Annotated in this window: 17 protein-coding genes; 16 read left to right on the top strand and 1 reads right to left on the bottom strand. The window is 41.5% G+C overall.

Features of this window, described 5'->3' with window-relative positions; all coding sequences use genetic code 11:
* Positions 1–744 precede the first annotated feature (744 nt).
* The 4 genes from ACZ9AO_RS18960 (at position 745) to ACZ9AO_RS18945 (ending at position 5730) form a co-directional block, all read left to right on the top strand.
* On the top strand, positions 745–2304 hold the full coding sequence (locus ACZ9AO_RS18960; RefSeq protein ID WP_427671252.1) for an aldehyde dehydrogenase family protein: 1560 nt from the start codon (positions 745–747) through the stop codon (positions 2302–2304).
* 259 nt (positions 2305–2563) lie between these two features.
* Positions 2564–3346 (top strand): TerC family protein, encoded by a 783-nt coding sequence (locus ACZ9AO_RS18955; RefSeq protein ID WP_048689105.1) that lies wholly within the window; start codon positions 2564–2566, stop codon positions 3344–3346.
* A 354-nt stretch (positions 3347–3700) separates the two neighbouring features.
* Positions 3701–4444 carry an RNA polymerase sigma factor SigI gene (gene sigI, locus ACZ9AO_RS18950; RefSeq protein ID WP_241637110.1) on the top strand — a complete coding sequence of 248 codons (744 nt, stop codon included), beginning with the start codon at positions 3701–3703 and terminating at the stop codon, positions 4442–4444.
* On the top strand, positions 4441–5730 hold the full coding sequence (locus tag ACZ9AO_RS18945; RefSeq protein ID WP_476109846.1) for an anti-sigma factor domain-containing protein: 1290 nt from the start codon (positions 4441–4443) through the stop codon (positions 5728–5730). The genes sigI and ACZ9AO_RS18945 overlap by 4 nt, the downstream gene beginning before the upstream one ends.
* Before the next feature lie 51 nt (positions 5731–5781).
* On the opposite strand, the gene ACZ9AO_RS18940 is transcribed toward ACZ9AO_RS18945, so the two are convergent.
* Complete coding sequence (locus ACZ9AO_RS18940) at positions 5782–5973, bottom strand: alpha/beta-type small acid-soluble spore protein (RefSeq protein WP_034314196.1); 192 nt, start codon at positions 5971–5973, stop codon at positions 5782–5784.
* Between the two features lie 175 nt (positions 5974–6148).
* Between ACZ9AO_RS18940 and ACZ9AO_RS18935 the strand changes: the two genes are divergently transcribed.
* The 12 genes from ACZ9AO_RS18935 (at position 6149) to ACZ9AO_RS18880 (ending at position 18247) form a co-directional block, all read left to right on the top strand.
* Positions 6149–7558, top strand: coding sequence for a TrkH family potassium uptake protein (locus ACZ9AO_RS18935; RefSeq protein WP_286676049.1), 1410 nt, complete (start codon positions 6149–6151; stop codon positions 7556–7558).
* Between the two features lie 190 nt (positions 7559–7748).
* Positions 7749–9071 carry an ATP-binding protein gene (locus ACZ9AO_RS18930; RefSeq protein ID WP_476109843.1) on the top strand — a complete coding sequence of 441 codons (1323 nt, stop codon included), beginning with the start codon at positions 7749–7751 and terminating at the stop codon, positions 9069–9071.
* A gap of 105 nt (positions 9072–9176) precedes the next feature.
* Positions 9177–10406: an acyl-CoA dehydrogenase family protein gene (locus ACZ9AO_RS18925; RefSeq protein ID WP_063596382.1), complete on the top strand. Its 1230-nt coding sequence runs from the start codon at positions 9177–9179 to the stop codon at positions 10404–10406.
* Complete coding sequence (locus ACZ9AO_RS18920; RefSeq protein WP_289349375.1) at positions 10403–11176, top strand: SDR family oxidoreductase; 774 nt, start codon at positions 10403–10405, stop codon at positions 11174–11176. Before ACZ9AO_RS18925 ends, ACZ9AO_RS18920 begins: the two co-directional genes overlap by 4 nt.
* Before the next feature lie 37 nt (positions 11177–11213).
* Complete coding sequence (locus ACZ9AO_RS18915) at positions 11214–12824, top strand: long-chain-fatty-acid--CoA ligase (protein WP_476109971.1); 1611 nt, start codon at positions 11214–11216, stop codon at positions 12822–12824.
* Between the two features lie 72 nt (positions 12825–12896).
* Positions 12897–13460: a TetR/AcrR family transcriptional regulator gene (locus ACZ9AO_RS18910; protein ID WP_289349376.1), complete on the top strand. Its 564-nt coding sequence runs from the start codon at positions 12897–12899 to the stop codon at positions 13458–13460.
* Between the two features lie 43 nt (positions 13461–13503).
* Complete coding sequence (locus tag ACZ9AO_RS18905; protein WP_252269113.1) at positions 13504–14388, top strand: 3-hydroxyacyl-CoA dehydrogenase family protein; 885 nt, start codon at positions 13504–13506, stop codon at positions 14386–14388.
* A complete protein-coding gene (locus ACZ9AO_RS18900) occupies positions 14388–15167 on the top strand; it encodes an enoyl-CoA hydratase (RefSeq protein WP_063596380.1) in 780 nt (259 codons plus the stop codon). Before ACZ9AO_RS18905 ends, ACZ9AO_RS18900 begins: the two co-directional genes overlap by 1 nt.
* A 15-nt stretch (positions 15168–15182) precedes the next feature.
* Positions 15183–15584, top strand: a complete 402-nt coding sequence (locus tag ACZ9AO_RS18895) for an acyl-CoA thioesterase (RefSeq protein ID WP_048680441.1) — start codon at positions 15183–15185, stop codon at positions 15582–15584.
* Between the two features lie 29 nt (positions 15585–15613).
* On the top strand, positions 15614–16675 hold the full coding sequence (locus ACZ9AO_RS18890; RefSeq protein ID WP_406594756.1) for a phosphotransferase family protein: 1062 nt from the start codon (positions 15614–15616) through the stop codon (positions 16673–16675).
* Positions 16676–16679: 4 nt separating this feature from the next.
* Positions 16680–17438, top strand: a complete 759-nt coding sequence (locus tag ACZ9AO_RS18885; RefSeq protein ID WP_226990422.1) for a 2-phosphosulfolactate phosphatase — start codon at positions 16680–16682, stop codon at positions 17436–17438.
* Positions 17439–17467: 29 nt separating this feature from the next.
* Positions 17468–18247 (top strand): SDR family NAD(P)-dependent oxidoreductase, encoded by a 780-nt coding sequence (locus ACZ9AO_RS18880; RefSeq protein ID WP_251538815.1) that lies wholly within the window; start codon positions 17468–17470, stop codon positions 18245–18247.
* Positions 18248–18257 lie beyond the last annotated feature (10 nt).

Raw genomic sequence — 18257 nt, 5'->3', positions numbered from 1 at the left:
AAAAATCGCCTTCTTATATAGTAACGGAAAATCGGTTATATAGATAATAATTTTTATTCGATAATATGAATTTATCCTCCATTACCCAGTATTAAACACTAAAACCGATAAACTTGTCTGCCGGATTATCAGAATTTCGATTCTTATTATACTTACCTTCGATAACAAACGTGAATATTCCTTTTAATAACGAAAAAATTTTACTATATATTCCATTTTAAAGTGCTAACATGTCTGGGAGATTACTAGTTAATGGTATTTGCGTTGAGGATGGATTTCATGGAGCTTCACCAATTGAGTTGTAAAACGTGATGTGATGCAGTGGATACTGTAAACTGTAAACGAATTTGTTAGTGTAATTCATCTTAAGGGGAATACACCGATTAAGTGGCAGGGAATCGGTCAGGAACCTTATGAAGAGAGGGAACCGGTGGTGAAGTTGGTTCCAAGCGATTATATTATACAGGCTGCTGCGTCTCTGGCATTATATAAAGAGGGTTCAGGAAGAATTTTCGTACGTTTAGTGAAGTATATGAACATATAACTGTTCAAGAAAAGTGCTCAGGCTCTCTTATCAATTCTTCCTGGCAACCTAATTTCATTTGAAAAGGGCGTTTTGACAGCAGTGCTGCCGAGAAGTTTTGCTGCATTTCAGAGGAGGGGTTCCTCCTCGGTCGATCTTTATTAAAGCATAAAAAATGATATGGAGTAACGATAAAATAAGATAAAGCAAGGGGAGTAGTTATGGAAGAAATACATGACAAGTTGGAAGTGTTTTCTCCGGCAACAGGTGAGAAGATTGCGGAAATCGTCCCAACACCATTGAATTCGATTCCTCATATATATATGAAATCAAGACATGCGTTCCAATTATGGTCGAATCTTCCCATCAAGGAACGGCTGCACTATTTAAAACGGCTCCGTTTATTGATGGTTGAAAGGATGGATGAAATAGCAGAAGTCATTTCAAAAGATGCGGGAAAAGTGAAAATTGAAGCGCTGGTTGCTGACATCATGCCAACGATCGATGCAATCAAGCATATCGAGAAACATGCAGTGAAATCTCTTTCCGGACGGAAGGTCACCACTCCACTCATGTTAATTGGTAAAAAATCTTATGTCCATTATATGCCCCGTGGAACGGTTCTCGTCATTTCACCATGGAATTATCCGCTGCAGCTTTCCATGGTTCCCATTCTTAATGCCCTAGCAGCTGGAAATACTGTCATCGCCAAACCATCAGAGGTAACTCCTTTAGTTGGGGTGTGCATCGAAAATCTGTTTCTTGAAGCTGGTTTCCCAGAAGGAACTATACAGTTTGCCCATGGAGGGAAAGAATTGGGTGCGGCATTAACTGAGCAAAAACCAGATTATATATTTTTTACTGGATCTGTAAGGACCGGAAAAATGATTGGTGAGGTTGCAGCAAGAGACCTGATCCCAACGACTTTGGAGCTTGGCGGTAAGGATCCGATGATCGTTCTGCGTGATGCTAACCTGGAACGGGCTGTGAACGGGGCTCTTTGGGGGGCTTTCACAAATAGTGGGCAGGTGTGCATGAGTGTTGAAAGGGTTTATGTGGAACGTCCTGTTTATAAGGAATTCCTAATGCTTCTTAAAGAAAAAACGAAGTCCATGAGGCAGGGGGTGCAATCGCAGGATGATATCGGTTCAATGACTTTTCCTAAACAAGTCGATATTGTGGCTGACCAGCTGGAGGATGCACTGAATAAAGGGGCCGTACTTGAAACCGGAACACCTCCGAAAGAGTGGAAAACGGGGCAGACCCATTTCATTCCGCCGACGATTCTTTCCAATGTCGATCATTCCATGAAAATCATGAAAGAAGAAACGTTCGGACCCGTGTTGCCTGTTGTGCCTTTCGATACGGAGGAAGAAGTGATCGCCCTGGCAAATGAAAGTGAATATGGACTCAATTCCAGCGTTTGGACGATGGATAGGGAAAAAGCAAGTCGGATTGCGTCACGGTTAGTAACCGGTGCGGTGACGATCAATGATGTGCTGATTACGGTTGCTAATCATCATTTACCATTTGGCGGTGCCAAACAAAGTGGGGTTGGCCGCTATCATGGCGAGCATGGATTGAAGATTTTCTGCCATGAAAAAGCGATCATGATCGATAAAGGTAAAAACGATACAGAAATACAATGGTATCCATATGAAGGGAAATACACGAGTTTTTTATCGCTGTTTCAGAACTATTTTTCTGCCAAACCGAACTGGATTCGTTTCGGCAAAGAATATTTATCGTTGATAAAATTATCCAAAAGGAACAGAAAATGAGATCCATTTATAAAAAAAGATTGTTATTTTCATAACGAGCGCGTATACTATTAATATACTTAATAACTGATTTTCCTTTTCAAAGGGGAGTAGCGTTAGGGTTCGCCCTAAAACAAAGTCGTCATTACGTGAATGTTAAACATTCATCGGCTTTGTTGACATGATTTCATGTTCAGCAAGACCTTTGCCTATACGGCAGAGGTCTTTTTATTTTGCCAATGCCAATAGGAAGGAAATACTACTATTGGAGGTTGAATGGATGGAAGCATCAATGTTATTGGAATATGGCTGGGTCCTTCTTATCTTGGTTGGATTAGAAGGGATACTGGCTGCGGATAATGCAGTCGTCATGGCTGTCATGGTTAAGCATTTGCCAAAAGAACAACAGCGGAAAGCCTTGTTTTATGGTCTGATGGGAGCTTTTGTTTTCCGTTTTGCCAGTCTATTCCTTATTTCCTTTCTTGTCGAGGTGTGGCAAGTTCAAGCAATCGGTGCGATTTATTTACTTTTCATCGCTTTTCAGCACATTTACAAAAAATACGCTGGTAAAGGTGAGAAGGAAATCACGAAACCTAAAAAGCAATCCGGCTTCTGGATGACCGTGGTAAAGGTTGAAGCGGCTGATATCGCTTTCGCAATCGATTCCATGTTGGCTGCCGTCGCGCTGGCTGTTACACTTCCTGCAACAGGCTGGATGAAAGTCGGCGGTATTGACGGAGGGCAATTCGCTGTCATGTTCCTCGGCGGTATGATCGGGTTGATCATTATGCGATTTGCAGCAAATGCATTCGTTAAGCTGCTTCATCGCCGTCCTTCACTTGAAACGGCAGCATTTTTGATTGTGGGTTGGGTTGGCGTGAAATTGGCGGTACACACACTTGCACACCCTTCACTTGCTTTCATTGATCATCATTTCCCTGAATCAACTCTTTGGAAATCGATTTTCTGGACTGTATTGATTGGAATTGCAGCAGGTGCATGGATCATTTCAAGCAAAAAAGAAAAAAAAGAGAAAGAAGAGAAAAAAATACAGGAAGCGTAAAAAAACAGGCGTGCCGGTCACGCCTATTTTTTTTGCTTTTTAAAGTATTTAGGGAGATGACCCTCAAAAGCGCAGGTATGTTTACGAATGATATGTTAAAAGATGTGAATATTAAATTCCGGTTATAAAAATGACAATTGTCCCATTGTATTGGGCAAAAAAACGGAAAAAGATATTTTACTGTAATTGCACTGTAACAAACGAGAAAAAACTAAGTATTTTATCATGTTGATATATTGTGTGATTTCATTTTTATCGCAAAAATAGTTCTTTTGGTACTGTCTTTTAGACTCCCTCCGCTTAAGATAAGTATGTTGATGCGTATTTTATGTTCAACAGGAGCGAGGTGAGCAAATGCTTGGTTTGTTGTTTACAGCATTCAAAAAAAAGCGTTCTTTAGAAGAAACCGTATTGAAAATTCAACAAGGTGATAATAGCCTTCGTAATGATACTATAGAGTCATTCAAACCTTTTATTGCAAAAACAGTCTCATCGGTTTGCAAACGTTACATATACGAATCAGATGATGAATTCAGTATTGGAATGATTGCTTTTAACGAGGCAATTGAAAAATACTCCCCGGAAAAAGGCCGTTCTTTATTGGCATTTGCCGAAACCCTCGTTAAACGAAGGGTTATAGATTATTTAAGAAGCCAGTCCAAACAAAAAGAAATCCTATTGGATTTAACACTGAATGATGATAATGATCAAAGCCAAATATATATCGATAATGAAAATTCCATCAATGAATACGAAATGCAGAAGGAATCGGAAAGAAGAAAAGAAGAAATTCAGCTTTATATAAGCCATCTAGAGGATTTTGGTCTGTCATTTGAGGATTTAGTTGAAAACTCTCCCAAACATGCAGATGCCAGGAAGGGAGCTATTATGATCGCTAAATTGTTAATGGAAGATGACGAACTGAAGGAAATCCTGTTTGCAAAAAAGCGGCTGCCCGTAAAACAGCTTGAGGGAAAAGTGGAAGTAAGCAGAAAAACGATTGAACGGAACAGAAAATACATCATTGCCGTGGCAATCATAATAAACGGAGATTTTTTGTATTTGAATGATTATATAAAAGGGGCTATCGATGAATGAAAAAAGGAGTTATTCTTTCAGTTAATAAACGATTTGTAACCCTATTGACCCCCGAGGGTGAATTTCTGAAAACCAAAAGACAGGAAAGGGAATATGAAGTGGGTGAGGAAATCACTTTTTCACCTGCAAAACAAAAATTCACTTTAGCCTTTTCCAATATTCATTCATCTTTCAAAAAAACGGCCGTGCTAAGCATTGCCTCCACCTTCCTGATTCTCTTTTCAATTCTTCCTTCTTATTTCTCTGGTCCTGTGTCGGCATATATGACGATAGATGTGAATCCAAGCATTGAATTGGAGCTTGATGATGATTTAGAAGTTCTCAAGCTTACCGGATTAAATGAAGACGGAAAGCTTGTGATCGGTCAGCTGAAGGACTGGAAAGGCAAGGATATAAAAGCTGTTACAAACCGAATCGTTGAAACGACGAAGCGACTTGGTTATTTGAAAGGAAATAAACAAATAGTCGTTTCCACAACGTTAATGAAAAAAAATAAAGAACTGAATAAGAATTTAAAAGAGGAGATAAAAGAAATATCTGAGCAGGATAATGTTTCCAAAACAAAGATGAAAGTGATCCAGGCAACAAAAAGCGATCGGAAGCAAGCTAGGGAACAAGGTATATCCACGGGTAAGTATCTCGAAAAGAAGTTGAATGAAGATAAAGATAAGATAAAGGTCAATAAGAGGGAGCCTGCCCCGGCGCCAGTTAAAAAAGTCGAGGAAAACGTTGTTATTCCGAAAGAAAAGGGCGTAATACTAAGTACGGAAAACAAATCGGATGGAGAAAAGAAAAAAGAGAATAATGAAATTGAAATAAAACAAAAGCCGGCCAATGAAGCCAAACCGACTGAACGGAAAAACGCGGGTATTGAAGTTACCAAAATTAAGGAACAAACCGAACGGGAAAATACAAGTGGAAAACGGAATGCGATAAATGGATATAAGGAAAAAAGCAACGAGTCAAAAGGGAAATCGGATAGCCATCACAGCAACCAATCAAAGGACAAGCAGAAAAATGAACAGAATGAGAAAAAGTTCGATGTAAAAAAAGTTTCATCACTCAAAGAAAAGGATAGTGATGATTCTATAAAGCACGACAATAAAAATAAGCAAAATAAACAGGATAGGCATGATAGACAAGATAAACAGGTTGCACAGGATAGGCAGGAAATACAAGTTAAACAAGATAAACAGGATAAGCAATATAAACAAGATAAGAAAGATTGGGATAAGTCGAAAAGGGGTAAAGGCAATAATGGAAACGGAAATGGACATAATCATTAAAAAGAGTCCAGCATGCAGCTGGACTCTTAGCCATGGATATTTAATTGTGAATTATTGACCTTTAAGTTGAGATTGTGCTTGTTGTACAAGACGTTTCGTGATTTCTCCGCCAACTGAACCATTGGCACGTGCTGAAGTATCGGAACCTAATTGTACACCGAATTCAGATGCAATTTCATATTTGATTTGTTCTAATGCTTGTTCGATTCCTGGAACAAGAAGGTTGTTACTGCTGTTAGCCATTTGAATCTCCCCTTTACTTTTTCAACGGCTTTTGCCGCTGTAATGATAGTATAAGTAGAATGTGGAGTTTTACTTATACGAGCAGCATCAAACTTATTGGTAAACCTGCCTTTTTGTTGTAAGTAAGTCAGTTTTAAAAGAGAATGGAAAAAAGAATGAAAAAAGGGTAAACTAGATTTTTAATGGTTATGTGATTTGCATAACTATAAAGGAGCAAGAAAGGAAACTCTTTATGTTTGCTATCAAAAAAATATTATCAAAGTTAACACCAGCTCAGCTTATCGTCGGTTATTATGTTTTGGCAGTCAGCATCTCGACCGTACTGTTGAGTCTGCCGGTCGCTCTTAAGCCAGGCGTGGAATTTGGATTCATGGATGCTTTATTCACAGCCGTAAGTGCAGTTAGTGTAACAGGTCTAACAGTTGTAAGTTTGCCCGAAGTGTACAATGAGGTAGGCTATTTCATTCTCATGTTCGTTCTCCAATTTGGCGGTATTGGCATCATGACACTCGGAACCTTTTTCTGGCTTATAGTGGGCAAGAAAATCGGCTTGAAGGAAAGACAATTGATCATGACAGATCAAAACCAATCGAATCTTTCTGGGCTTGTTAAATTATTGATCCAAATCATTCAGATATTTGTCGTAATTGAAATGATTGGGGCTCTCGTTTTAGGCATTTACTTTCTGAATTATTTTCCAGACGGGAAAGAAGCCTTTTTAAATGGCTTATTTTTAGCCGTAAGTGCCACCACGAATGCTGGTTTTGATATTACCGGTATTTCGATGATTCCATTTAAAGACGATTATTTTGTACAGTTCATTACGATTATCCTGCTTACCCTTGGAGCCATTGGGTTTCCTGTCTTGATTGAGCTGAAGGAGTTTTTGTCCAATAAGGCCCGTACTTATAAGTTTCATTTTTCTTTGTTCACGAAGCTGACCTCAGTCACTTTCTTTTCCCTTATCGTTGGGGGAACGATCCTGATTTACCTTCTGGAAATTAATGGGTTCTTTAAAGGTAAGAACTGGCATGAATCGTTCTTTTACTCATTGTTTATGTCCTCCAATACGCGGAGCGGCGGGTTGGCAACCATGAATGTGAGTGACTTTTCGGAACCGACCCTTTTATTGTTGAGCATATTGATGTTCATTGGAGCTTCCCCAAGTTCAGTCGGGGGAGGAATCCGGACAACTACACTGGCCATCATGATTCTATTTTTATGGAATTTCATGAGAGGAAGGCGTTCCATAAAAGTTTTCAAACGGGAGATTCATCCCGATGATATCCGAAAAGCGACAGCGGTTATGATCATGGGATCGCTTCTTTGCATAATGGCGGTCTTCATATTATCCATTACCGAAAATTTCACTTTGATGCAAATCATTTTTGAAGTATGTTCGGCTTTCGGTTCAGTCGGCCTTTCGATGGGAATCACGCCTGACCTCAGCAATACCGGTAAAATTGTCATTATGATCATTATGTTCATTGGCCGTGTTGGGATAACCTCCCTCCTGTATATCATAGGCCATAAAGAAGTTACGGAAAATTTCCATTATCCAAAAGAACGCGTCATCATTGGGTAAATGATTTAAGTTGAACAGTGACCTTTCCACTCGTGGAAAGGTTTTTTGTGTTGTTTGCAGGAATCATGGATAAAATGTTGAAATTTACCTATAAGTGAGTGTCCTACCATTTCAAATATGCATAATTTGATCCCTTACTTGGAATTCGATCGGATGAAGTATAAATCATTTAGGTAAGGAGGTGGAGAATGTGAAGAAATATACTGGAAGGATCATTGTCCCTGCTCTTTTTTTTGTATTGATATTACCCTATATAGGGTGGCTGGGTCATGAAGAACGCAGGTTTTCCGCCTTTGCAGGAATATATTTAATCGTAATTTTAACCATAGCCTGGTGTTTGGGTGCCATCTATGATCATAAACGGAAAACGATAGCTTTATTGCAGGATAGCGAAGGGCGTTATCGCATTTTCTCCAATTACTCTAAAGAATTGGTCAATAGCTTCAATGAGGTTATTTTCCAAACGGATGATAAAGGAAAATGGTTGTACTTAAACCCGGCATGGAAATCGATGAGTGGTGCATCCGTGAATGAATCCCTGGGGCTTCACTTTTCTAAACATATGGATAACAATTCTTATCAAGACGTATTAAAGGCCTTTGCGGACTCCTTTCATCGAGGGGATAAATATTTTCGTGCGGACATTAAACTAAATGCGAAAAAGGGAACAAGCTGGGTTGAGGCATTCGTTAAACTTATTTACGATGACGCTGGGAAATTCATCGGGACAGCGGGCATATTATCGGAAATTAATGAACGTAAACATGCAGAGGAAAAGCTTGTGAGCCTAAACGAACATTTGGCAATCACATCAAGCAAGTTATCAACGGCTGCCCAACTTGCGGCTGGGATTGCACATGAGGTCAGGAATCCGATGACGGCGATAATGGGATTCGTGAAGCTGATTAAAGATGGCGGTGCCGAAAAGCAGGAATACTACGATATTATTTTTTCGGAAATAAATCGAATCGAGAAAGTGCTGAATGAACTCTTGCTGCTATCGAAACCCACTGGGGCGGTAATCCTTGAGAAGGATATAAAGGAAAGCTGTAACCATGCCGTAACGCTGTTGGAGACAAATGCCGTACTGAACAATATTCAAATACATAAAAATTATGATTCAGAACCAATTTTTATGTATTTTGATGAAAACCAAATCAAGCAAGTGCTAATAAACATGATAAAAAATTCCATAGAATCGATGCCGAATGGCGGAAATATTTTTGTGAGCATAAATGAAAAAAATGAGGAAGTTTTTTTGAGCATTTTGGATGAAGGGGATGGTATTCCGGAAAACTCCCTTCAAAAAGTAGGAGAACCATTTTTCACTACAAAAACATCAGGAACGGGTTTGGGTCTTTCCGTTTGTTTTAGAATCATCGAAAAGCATGGAGGAAAAGTTTTCATCACAAGTGAATTGAAAAAAGGTACGAAAATCGTTTGTATATTTCCAACCGTCCAACAAAAGCAATATAGTGAGAACGAAAAGGTCAAGATACGGGATCTTGAATGACAAGAAAACAAAGATTTAATTGTTGAAAAAATCAGAATCTTGTGTATATACTTTAAAAGTAATAACATACCAACCGGTTAGTAAGTTTAAAAGGAGGAATTCAATTTGAACTTTGAACATACTGAAAAGGTGAAAAATCTGGAAAAGAAACTAACGGAATTCATGGAGAAGCACGTTTACCCAAATGAATCAATATACAAAAAGCAGCTCGAAGCACAGGAAAGCCGCTGGAGCGAAATTCCCCCGATTTTATCTGAATTGACGGCAAAAGCAAAAGAAGAAGGATTATGGAATTTATTTTTACCTGATAGCGGTTATGGCGCGGGTTTAACAAATCTAGAATATGCCCCGCTTTGCGAGATCATGGGTAGGTCGACGATAGGACCTGAAATCTTCAACTGTAATGCGCCGGACACTGGTAATATGGAAGTGTTGGTGAGATATGGATCGGATGAACATAAAGAACGCTGGCTGAAGCCCTTGCTTGCTGGGGAAATCCGTTCATGCTTCTCGATGACGGAACCGGAAGTGGCGTCTTCCGATGCGACCAATATCGAATGCAGGATTGAAAGGACGGGTAATGAGTATGTCATCAACGGCCGAAAATGGTGGTCTTCAGGAGCAGGCGATCCCCGATGCAAGATTGCCATCGTCATGGGTAAGACAGATCCTGAGGCGGCCAAGCATGAACAACAGTCAATGATTCTTGTCCCGCTCGATACACCGGGTGTCAAAATCGAGAGAATGCTCCCTGTGTTTGGTTATGATCATGCCCCGCATGGCCATGCCGAAATCACGTTTGAAAATGTGAGGGTCCCGGCTACGAATATTCTATGGGGTGAAGGAAAAGGATTTGCGATTGCCCAAGGAAGGCTCGGACCGGGAAGGATACATCATTGCATGAGGCTGATCGGCGCTGCTGAAAGAGCACTTGAAGAATTATGTAAGCGCATTCAAGAACGTGTCGCTTTTGGTAAAACATTGGCGAGACAAGGTGTAATCATGGAGTGGGTTGCTGATTCACGGATTGAAATCGAACAAGCAAGACTTCTGACCTTAAAAGCTGCCTATATGATGGATACTGTCGGGAACAAGGAAGCGAAGGCGGAGATCGCGATGATAAAAGTGGTGGCACCAAATATGGCATTGAATGTGCTGGACAGGGCCATCCAAGGCTTTGGAGCTGCAGGGATTTCCGATGATTTCCCTTTTGCTGCTCATTGGGCCAATGCACGGACTTTAAGGCTTGCTGATGGTCCCGATGAAGTTCATCGCTCACAAGTTGCTAAAATAGAACTTCGAAAATACCAACAAAAGCATGAGGTGAAAATATGAAAGTTACCGACTTATTCGATCTAACTGGAAAGACGGCGATCATAACCGGTGGAGGGAGAGGGTTGGGAGCACAAATAGCGACAGGCTTTGCCGAAGCTGGGGCAAATGTCGTACTTTGTTCAAGGAAGAAGGAAGCATGTGACGAAGTTGCTTCGCAAATCCAAAAGCTTGGAGTCAGGGCGCTTTCCTTCAAGTGTGATATCACCAATCCGTCAGATGTACAGGAAGTCGTTAACGAAACTTACCGTGAATTTGGTGCCATCGACATATTAGTAAACAATAGCGGGGCATCCTGGGGGGCACCAGCCGTCGACATGCCTCTTGAAGCGTGGCAGAAGGTGATGAATGTAAATGTAACCGGAACCTTTATCATGAGCCAGACAACAGGCAGGGTAATGATTGAGCAGGGACATGGGAAAATCATAAACATCGCTTCCGTTGCCGGATTAGGGGGTACTGACCCGAGGGTGCTCGATACGGTCGGATATAATACGAGTAAAGGGGCGGTCATTACTTTAACGAAGGATTTAGCCGTTAAATGGGGTCAGCATAATATCAATGTTAATGCAATCGCACCCGGTTTCTTTCCGACAAAAATGACGAAAGGGGTTCTTGAGCAAGGAAAGAATCCTATCCTGGATTCCACGCCGTTAAAAAGGTTAGGGAGTGATGATGATTTGAAAGGGGCAGCGGTTTTCCTGGCCTCAAAGGCATCTGATTTTGTGACTGGAAATATTTTGATCGTCGATGGGGGTTCACATGCAAAGTAATGAAAGGTAAGTAAATATGGCTGGAGGGTATGAAATGATGAATGAAAAAAAATGGCTTTCCGTTTATCCTGATTCAATTTCAAAGGAAATAAAAGTCCCTGAGTTCCCGATGCAAAGAATCCTTCAAAATGCATGTGAGTCCCATCCAAACAATACAGCTATTACTTTTTATGACCGAAAGATATCTTATCAGGAACTTTTTCATGCGTCGCTAGCCTTTGCTTCAGCCTTGCAAAAAAAAGGTGTTCAAAAAGGTGATCGTGTCGCCATCATGCTGCCTAACTGTCCGCAGTACGTCATAGCTTATTATGGATCATTGACAACAGGGGCCATTATCACCCAAATCAACCCAATGCTGGTTGAAAGGGAGCTGCAGCATATTTTACAGGACTCCGGTGCAGAAACGATCGTTGTATTGGATGGATTATACCCGAAAGTGAAAAGTGTGCAGCAACATGCAAATTTGAAAAATATTATCGTCGTAAGCCTGCAGACTTCGGAAGCAGATTTTCAGCCTGATGCGTCTTTTGATCAATTCATGAAGACAGGAGACGGCAAAATCAATCCCGTATCAATCGATCCGGAAAATGATATAGCCGTTCTTCAGTATACAGGAGGAACGACTGGCCGTTCAAAAGGGGCGATGCTGACACACAGCAATATTCTGGCCAATGTCGTTCAAACGTATGAATTCTTCAAGCATGAATTAAAAATAGGTACTGAAAGAACGCTGTCGGTCATCCCGCTTTTTCATGTTTTTGGAATGTCGTCCGCAATGAATTTATCCGTGTATATCGCGGGTGACTCCATCATGCTGCCACGATTTGAAATAGAAGAAGTACTGGAAACGATTAAGCGTGAACAGCCGACCACTTTTCCTGGTGTACCGACCATGTATGTAGCGTTGACGAATCATCCGAAGGCAGAAGAATATGGAATGGGCTCCATTCAGGTCTGTAACAGCGGAAGTGCACCGATGCCCGTGGAACTGCTGCGTGAGTTCGAACGAAAATCAGGTGCGAAGATATTGGAAGGCTACGGTCTTACGGAAGCTTCGCCAACAACGCATTGTAACCCGGCATTTGCAAAAAGGAAACCTGGGAGCGTCGGGATTGGTGTCCCTTCGACTGAATATAAGGTGATGGACCTGGGAGACGGAACGAAAGAAGTGGCATCTGGCGAATTGGGGGAATTGGTCGTCAAAGGACCTCAAGTGATGAAAGGTTACTGGAATATGCCGGAGGAAACGGCGGTGACCCTAAGGGATGGTTGGCTTTATACGGGTGATATCGCCAAAGTTGATGAAGATGGGTACCTCTATATTGTCGACAGGAAAAAAGATTTGATCATCGCAAGTGGTTATAATATATATCCGCGAGATGTCGAGGAAGTTCTCTATGAACATCCAGCTGTCCAGGAAGCGGTTGTCATCGGAGTTCCAGATGCTTACCGAGGGGAGTCGGTAAAAGCGGTGCTTGTACTTAAAAATAATAAAACGGCCAATGAACGGGAAATCATCGATTACTGCCGTGAAAACCTATCGGCTTATAAAGTTCCGCATTTCGTTGAATTTCGTGAAGAGTTACCGAAAACAAATGTCGGAAAGATTTTAAGGCGGGCTTTAAGAGAAGAACTTTCCAGGAAGTAAGAGGGCTTTGATGGCACGAAAGCGTATGATATCAATTCAGCTGAAATTTTAACAGATTGCGAGGGTGCATACATGAAAGAAAAAATGACAGAACATAGCATACGCTTATTTGAAAAGAAGGGCTTTAGTGAAACGTCGATTTCTGATATCGTCGAATCGGTCGGGGTGACGAAGGGAACGTTTTATTATTACTTTACGAGCAAAGAGCAGTTGCTAATGGATATTCATCTAGCTTATATAGACGAGTTGCTTAGTGAGCAGGAAAGATTCATGTTGGAACCTGGGAAAAGCTGCAAGGATAAACTTTTCGATATGGTCTTGATGCTTTTAAAGAGCATTAAAACCAAAAAATCCAGCGCAACGGTCTTTTTCCGTGAAATGAAGAATCTAAGTGACGATAAGCTTGCACAAATCCTTCCTAAGCGGGATGAGTTCCGTAATAAAATCGAGCAAGTTCTGATTAGTGGCATCGAGAGCGGAGAACTGCGTTCCAATCTCGATGCATCCATCATCTCTTTTGCTATTTTGGGTGTTGCCAATTGGAGCTATCATTGGTTCGACCCAGAAGGTGAAAAAACCGAACAGGAAGTTGCAGCCATTTTTATGGGGATGATTCTGCAGGGAATTGAAGCGTGACCAGGTTACATACTAACCGGTTAGTAGAAGGGAGATAGAAGGCATGACCAACAAGCAAATTCAATCAATTACCGTTATTGGGGCTGGGCAGATGGGGCACCAAATTGCGATGCTTGCTGCACTAGGAGGTTACGAAACGATTCTTCAGGATGTTCATGAAAACGCGTTGAATGCAGCCCAAGAAAAATTGGACGTCATTTTGACTAAATGGGTTCAAAAAGGAAAATTGTCTGAAGATCGTAAATTGGCTGCTTTTAGCCGTCTTCAATATACCACCGATCTTGAGAAAGCGGCCAGTGGGGCTGATTTGATCATTGAAGCGGTAGTTGAAAAACTTGATGTGAAGCAGGAGGTTTTCGCCAAACTTGAAGAACTGGCCCCAGCAGAAACCATCTTTGCCACGAATAGTTCAACGATTGTCAATAGCCTGATTGCGAGTGTGACGAATCGTCCGGATAAGTTCATTAATATGCATTTCTTTTTCCCGCCTCTAGTAATGGATTGTGTTGAGGTTGTAATGAGTGACCAAACATCCGAGGAAACAGCGAAGCTTGCAATGGAAGTCACAGAGAATATGAATAGGACAGGAGTTTTGTTGAGGAAAGAGATATCGGGATTCGTAGCCAACCGAATTTTGGGAGCGTTGCAGCGTGAGGCCTTATATTTGTATGAAGAAGGAATTGTTGACTATAAGGATATCGATTTGATTTGCAGGAAAGCTTTAGGCCATCCCATTGGTCCTTTTGAACTGATGGATCTATCAGGTATTGATGTAGGGTATTTTGTTATGCAGCAGCGTTTCAATGAAACTGGAAATCCAGAAGACAAGCCAAATGCTTGTATAGAAGAAAAGGTGAATAAAGGACATTTAGGCAGGAAAACAGGAAAAGGCTGGTATGATTATCCAAACCAAGGAGTGAAGAATTGATGACAAAATTAATTAAAGTGGTTAAGGAAAATAAGCTTGCGGTCATCACCATCGATAATCCTCCATTAAATGTAATCAGCAAACAAGTATTCAGAGAATTGGGAGAAACTTTCGATGAACTTTCAAAAGATACTGAAACTGTTGCGGTACTCATAACCGGTGCAGGCAATATCGCATTTGCGGCCGGGGCTGATATAAAAGAATTCCCTAGCATGATGGGGAACCCGAATATGAAAGAAATGGTAAAGGAAAGTCATGCCGTCCTAACTAAAATCGAACAGTTTCCTAAACCTACGATGGCTGTATTAAATGGCCTGACCTTGGGCGGCGGATGCGAACTGGCACTGGCCTGTGATTTGCGAGTAGCTGAAACACAAGTTCAAATCGGACTGCCGGAAGTGAAATTAGGCTTATTCCCTGGAGGTGGCGGTACACAGCGTTTGTCAAGACTTGTAGGTAATGCAAAGGCAAAAGAGATTATATTTACCGGTGATCCGCTTGGTGCCGCGGAAGCGGAAAAGATCGGGCTTATCAATAAAGTCGTTGAGCAAGGCAGCGGCTTATCGGAGGCGAAAATCTTGGCCTCACGAATGACAAGGCACTCACTTCAGGCACTTTCGAGAATCAAGAAGGCGATTAATGAAGGAAGTGAGGCAACACTTGAAAAAGGTCTAGAGATTGAAACGAATCTTTTTGAAGAAATCTTCCAAACTGAAGATGTTAAAGAAGGGGTTTCCGCTTTCTTGGATAAACGTAAACCTGCTTTCGTACATCGTTAATCAAGGAGGTGTCTTATGCATGAATTGGAAGTCAGCGTCCGTTTTTCCGAAACGGATGCTTTGGGCCACATCAATAACACAAGCTATTTCGTATACCTCGAAGAAGCACGCATGAAATTTTTTGAAGCTTTAGGCCTAGCGACAAATGTAGAATCTTGGAATTTTTTGTTAGCCTCCACCAAATGCGACTTTATTGCTCAGGGATATTTCAATCAACTCTTGACCATTCGTACATCTTTGACAAAGGTAGGTACGAAAAGCTGTGATATGGTCCATGATATCCTCTGTTCACAAACTGGGGAAGTGATTGCTAAAGGAAGCGCAGTTTTAGTCTGTTTTAATTTTTTGAAACAAAAAAGTGAACCTATTCCTGAATTTATTAAAGAAAAGCTCATTTCACATCTTGTTCATAATTAGAATGACAAAGTCTAAAGGAGTGGAAGAACATGGTTGACGATACGATTCCTGTTCGGCCCGGCGAGGAATTGAATATTGCTGCATTAGAAGGTTTCCTAAGAAAAAATGTATTGGACCTTCCAAATGAACCGTTGGAATTACAACAATTTTCTATGGGCTATTCCAATTTGACCTATCAGCTGAAAGTTGGTGAGTGGGAGGCTGTTCTCAGAAGGCCGCCGCTTGGCCCTGTTGCTCCAAAGGCACATGATATGAAGCGTGAACATCATATCCTTTCCTCAATCAACCCATATTTCCAAGCAGCTCCCGAGCCTATTCTGTTCTCGGATGATGAATCGGTTGCGGGGGCCCCTTTTTTCCTAATGGAAAGGAAACATGGAATTGTAATAGATACTGAATTTCCCAAGGGAATCGAGCCTACTGTTGAAAAGTGCCGACAGCTTTCATATGTGATGGTGAATCGGCTTGCTGATCTTCACTCGATTCCCTATGAGAAAACGGGTTTGGTCGAAATATCCAAACCTGAAGGGTTCATTGAAAGACAAGTACACGGATGGATTTCCCGCTATGAGAGAGCAAAGACTGATGAAATCAAGGAAATTCGTCCGCTTATTAATTATTTTCAACAGAATATCCCGAAGTATAGCCAGACTTCAATAATCCATTATGACTATAAGATCAATAATGCCATGTTCAATCAGGACCTTACAGAGATGGTTGGTTTATTTGATTGGGAAATGTCCACCGTTGGTGATCCGCTAGCCGATCTAGGAGTGGCATTAAGCTACTGGACGGAAAGCGGTGACCCGGAACTTATCAAAATAGGTGTGGGTCAAGCGTCCGTCACGACTTTAACTGGTTTCCTGACTCGAAGGGAATTTATCGAGACGTATGCAGCAAGAAGTGGCAGAGATGTTACCAACGTCGATTTTTATTTAACCTTTGGTTATTTTAAGTTAGCTGTCATCCTTCAGCAAATCTATTATCGATATAAAAAAGGCCAGACTGATGATCCCCGTTTTTCCAATCTTGGAAAAACGGTTAAAAGCTTACTCACTCATGCTGCAAATGTAGCTGCGAAGGAAGTTTAATAAAATGGAATATATTCAAAACATTCATTTACTACTAAAAAAAGAAGAGATAGATGTGGAAAAGCTTCAAGAAGGGGAGAAAGTTGCGGTCATCCTGGATGTGTTATTAGCGACTACCACGATTATTTCAGCACTTCATGATGGAGCACGCCAGGTGATACCTGTCATGGATCCACTGGATGCCTTGGTGAAAAGCCAGGAATTGGACCATGGGGATTTTGTAGTGGCAGGAGAACTAAAAGCAAAGCCGGTTGATGATTTAATGTATCCAAGTCCAACGCTATTGAGTAAGTTGGTACGCGGCAAAACTTTAATATTGTCCACTACTAATGGAACGGTCGCGTTGAGGAATTCAGCTGCTGCCAAAAGGGTTTATATTGCTTCTTTGTTGAATAATCCGTCTGTTGCGGAAAAAATAAAAAAATATCATAAAACAGAAACGATCCTCATCGTTTGTTCGGGAAATTCAGGTGAATTCAGTCTGGAAGACTTTTACGGTGCAGGCCATTTGATAGATTGCCTGATTGCTGGATCACAAGGTACGTTCATACTCAACGATGCAGCAAAGGCTGCCAATGCGCTTTATCGCACGAATAGCGAAAATGCCTTTGATATCCTGAAATCATCGTATGTCGGACAGTTGTTTGACAAACATAGTTTGATCGCCGATTTGGAATTGGCGGCGCAAAAAGGTTCGTTGGATCTTGTCCCAGAGTTGGTGGATGGAAGGATCGAAGCGGAATTGAAAAGGCAGGAAACATAGTTCAAAAATACAGATAAGGAGTGAAGGGGATGAGGTTTTCGCAGTCAATAGCGGTGGTTACAGGTGCAGGCTCTGGTATTGGGAAAGCTACGGCGATGCGCTTGTCGGACGAAGGGGCAAAAGTGCTGTTGGTAGGGCGGACGAAAGGAAAGCTGGAGGAAGCATCTGCAGAAATCAATGCCAGGCACCCGATTCCGGTTGCTGATATTTTCCCTGCAGATGTTACCGTCGAGGAAGAGGTAATGGAGCTGGCCAAGTATGTGAAGGAAAAATATCGTGACCTTCACATTTTAATCAATAACGCAGGTGGTTCAAAGTCCTCAAAGCTCCTGAATACATCTGCAGCTGATTGGGATATGATTCAACATGTCAATTTGAAAAGTGTCTTTCTAGTTTCCAAGTATTTGGGGAAATTGATGGAAGAAGGAGCTAGTGGCGGAAATGAAGGTTCCAGCAATCGGGCAATCGTGAATGTGGCTTCACTGTCAGGACATCAGGCAGGAGCGTTCATCCCGCATTACAGCTCCGCTAAAGCCGGAGTCATCAGTTTAACGAAATCTTTGGCACTGGAACTCGCTGCAGTCGGCATTCGGGTCAATTCCGTATCACCGGGATTCATTGAAACGCCATTGACGGAGGATGGACTGCAAAATGAAAAATTCGTAAAGTCCATTCAACGGAACACGGCACTGGAAAGAGTGGGGAAAGCGGAGGAAATAAGTAATGTCATTACCTTTGCTGCTTCCCCGGAGGCTTCCTATATGACTGGGACGGATTTATTGGTGGATGGCGGCTGGTTGATCAAATAGAAAAAGGGGA

The sequence above is a fragment of the Peribacillus sp. TE19612 genome (assembly GCF_056279465.1).
This window is presented reverse-complemented; position numbering and strand designations above follow the sequence as displayed.